Consider the following 3,160-nt stretch of genomic DNA (forward strand, 5'->3'; position numbering starts at 1 on the left):
TGCCGGGATGCCGTTCATGCCGATGACCCCTGGCGGTGCCGGCGCACCGAAGGACGAGCAGCGCTCGGACTCCTCCGGACTGCTGTCACGTCACGTCGAGCCGTGGACGGGTAACGGTGAACCGCAGCCCACGGGTGAGGTATTGACGACATCGGGTGCGACTGCCGGTGGGCCTGGACTCTTGCAGCCCGGCAGGAACACAGGCGGTGTGAACCTGTCGACGGGCGGAGCCAATACCGGGAACAGCGCCCTCGACCCGAACACACAGGTACGCAGGGTGCCGCCGAACCAACTCAACAACACCGGCGGGGAAACACTCCCGAACAGGAACACCACCGGTCCAGGCGGCGAGAACACCAGGAACAACCCGGTGTCCCTCGACCCGAATTCGCAAGTCCACAGGCTGCCGCCGAACATGCTCAACAACACCGGCGGGGGCACACAGCCCAACACTTCTGCGACACACATGCCACCTGACCTGTTGAACCACGGCGGCACCGGCGGAGCAACACTGCCCGGCACAGGTCAAAGCGCCGGCCAGGTGTCGTTGGCCGGAACTCCGGTCACGGGTTCGACATCACAAGGCACCACTGCCGGCGCGGGTGCCGGGATGCCGTTCATGCCGATGACCCCTGGCGGTGCCGGCGCACCGAAGGACGAGCAGCGCTCGGACTCCTCCGGACTGCTGTCACGTCACGTGGAGCCGTGGACGGAGGCCCATGGCGGTGCACCCGGTGACGGCGAGGTCGTCCCGTCCTCAGGCGCGGCTGCGGGTGGTCCTGGACTGGTGACCCATGGCACGGGTGCCACCGTCTCGCCGACCGCTGGTGTCGTGGGCGTGACGCCTGCGTCCACGGCGGGCGGCCACGCCCCCACTTCGACGCAGACCACGGGGCGCGAGCAGGGCGCAGCGCCGGTTGCGGTGCCCCTGTCTCTTCCCGCCCCGGATACGGGTTCGGTCCAGCCGATGCCGTCCGTTGCGCCCGCAGCACGGACGAACGGCGCTGACCAGGTGGCCCCGGCCCGTCCGGGCGTGCTGCCGACCATGGCGCGGTTGAGCGTCGGCGGAGTGTCGGTTCCCACCGTGGGCTCGACAGCCCCCGGCATGGAGCAGAGGGCCGTGCAGGCCGGTCTCGGCGAGGCGGCAGCGGCCGGAGAAGCGGCCGCTCAGGGAGGCATGATGCCGCCGCTCGGAATGCCCGTCGGCGCGTCCAAAGGCGACGAGCGCTCGGACTCTTCGGGCCTGCTGCTGGAGAGGGAGGCGGGCTGGGCTGATCCCGAACCCGGGGGCCTGCCGAGCGAGACCCAGGGAGCCCCCGTCGGCGGGACGGCTCTGCGCGGCGCGGACCCCGCCGTGCCGGAAGGGCTTCCCGAGGACCGTGTGGCGGTTGTCCCCAGCGTCGCGGCCACGGCGGACACCAGCGCCTGGGAGGCCGCCGACCCGGCGGTGCTGTGGACGCTGGGCGGGCGCCGTGCCGAGGACGAGGAGGAGCAAGAGCTCATGCCCACGCACGTCCTCAGCGACGACGACGGCTGGAGCGACGAGGACGACGCAGTGTCCGAGGCCGGAGCGGGCGGCGACGAGACCGAGAGCTCGCAGGAGGCGGACGACGCTGCCGCCGTGACGGAGGAGCCGGGGTGGAGCGACGAGGACGGCGCGGTCTTCGCCGCCGGGCTCGGCTTCCCTCAGCTCTCCACTTCCTCGGACTACCCCTCCGCCGAGCCGGTCCCCGGCCCGGGCCTGGCCACCTGGCGGCCCGACCGCTCCCAGGGCACGGCCGCCGAGGAGCTGCCGGCGCCGGTCACCGGGTACGCCGGGATGCTGCTCAGCACCGCGGAAGTGCCTGATGACGAGGATGAGGTCGAGGAGGACGGGGGCCCGGAGGAGGACGGTGACGAGGCGAAGAGCAGCCGCGGCGTCGCCCACCTGCTGAGGCAGGGCGCCGACTCCTGGGGGGCTGTGCCCCAGCGGGCCGACGAGATCGGCTGACCTGCCTGAGCCGCGGACGGCGCGGCAAACGGCGCGGCCGAGGTGCCGGGATCTCCCGGTATGTCGGCCGCGCCGGGTCGTTGGGGCAGATGACGGTGCCCTTCGGGCCATGACCCGCCGAATCAGGGTTACGGGAGCCCGCGGCGGCATGTTTGCTGTCCCCCACGAACCTGCGCGACCGGGGCGCGAAAGCGCTTTCCCACTGTTCGGGGAGTCGTCACCGCAGGTGGGAGAGGAGCACCATGTCGAGTCCGTACGACCAGCACATAGAAGAGCTGCTGGGTGCGTATCGCAGGGAGCGCGCGCAGGTCGGCGAACTGCAGCGCAGGATGCGTGAGGTCAAGGCGAGCGCGACGGCTCCCCGGCAGGCTCTGAAGGTCACCGTGAACTCGCAGGGCGAGGTCACCGAGATCGAGTTCCCCACCGGCGCCTACAAGCGCATGGCTCCCGTGGAGCTCTCCCAGATGTTCCTCACGACCATCCAGAAGGCCCGGGCGACGGCCATGGCGGATGTCGCCGAGGTCCTGTCCGGTCACCTTCCCGCGGGAATGTCCGCCGCCGACCTGCTCCAGGGCAAGGCCGATCTGGGCGGACTGCTGCCGGAGACGCCGCCCATGGCGGACGAGGTCCAGGAGTACGTCGCCGGCGGTCGTCCCGGCCGAGGGTCAGGCCCCCGTATCGCGCGACCTCCGGTCGCCTGACAAATCCCCCCGAGCTGATGTGAGAAGGAGGTCGCGGTGTCTTCCAACTATTTCGCAGTGGACCCTGACGCGCTGGCGAAGAACGCTCCCAACGTGCGGGCCTACTCCGACCAGATGAGGCAGCTCGTGACCCGGCTGGAGTCGCGCCTGAACGAGCTCGGCGACTGCTGGGGCGACGACTCCATGGGAAAGGCTTTCGCGGAGCAGTACGTCACCCCTCGGAACGAGATGGTCGACGGGCTCAAGGGGCTCGTCGAGGTGCTGGACAGCACGGCTGACGGACTGGAGACCATGGCGAAGGGCTTCAACGCGACCGAGGACCAGAACACGAAGACCGCCCGCAGCTTCGAGCGCGGTACCACCGACACCCACACGCCTTCCGTCCCGGACACCAACACGTCCGGTGGTTCGCACCGCGGTACCACGCGCGGCTGACGTGCTGCTTCCGGTGGGAGAGGCCTCGTAGCTC

3 protein-coding genes are annotated in these 3,160 nt (G+C 70.6%); all 3 read left to right on the top strand.

All coding sequences use genetic code 11. The annotated features are described in order from the left end of the window. The first annotated feature begins 619 nt into the window (after positions 1-619). The 3 genes from ACFU95_RS12610 (at position 620) to ACFU95_RS12620 (ending at position 3,126) form a co-directional block, all read left to right on the top strand. Complete coding sequence (locus ACFU95_RS12610) at positions 620-1,990, top strand: hypothetical protein (RefSeq protein WP_383825817.1); 1,371 nt, start codon at positions 620-622, stop codon at positions 1,988-1,990. 242 nt (positions 1,991-2,232) lie between these two features. Next, the gene (locus ACFU95_RS12615; protein WP_383825819.1) at positions 2,233-2,691 is read left to right on the top strand and encodes a YbaB/EbfC family nucleoid-associated protein; all 459 of its coding nucleotides are present in this window, start codon (positions 2,233-2,235) and stop codon (positions 2,689-2,691) included. 36 nt (positions 2,692-2,727) lie between these two features. Continuing rightward, complete coding sequence (locus ACFU95_RS12620) at positions 2,728-3,126, top strand: WXG100 family type VII secretion target (RefSeq protein ID WP_383825822.1); 399 nt, start codon at positions 2,728-2,730, stop codon at positions 3,124-3,126. The last annotated feature ends 34 nt before the right edge of the window (positions 3,127-3,160 follow it).

The organism is Streptomyces sp. NPDC057623 (assembly GCF_042800355.1).
In the GTDB taxonomy this organism is placed as follows: Bacteria; Actinomycetota; Actinomycetes; order Streptomycetales; family Streptomycetaceae; genus Streptomyces.

Excerpts from the sequence above, each read along its gene's own strand:
- ACFU95_RS12610 (WP_383825817.1), top strand. The coding sequence starts at position 620 with ATGCCGATGACCCCTGGCGGTGCCGGCGCACCGAAGGACGAGCAGCGC.
- ACFU95_RS12615 (WP_383825819.1), top strand. The coding sequence starts at position 2,233 with ATGTCGAGTCCGTACGACCAGCACATAGAAGAGCTGCTGGGTGCGTAT.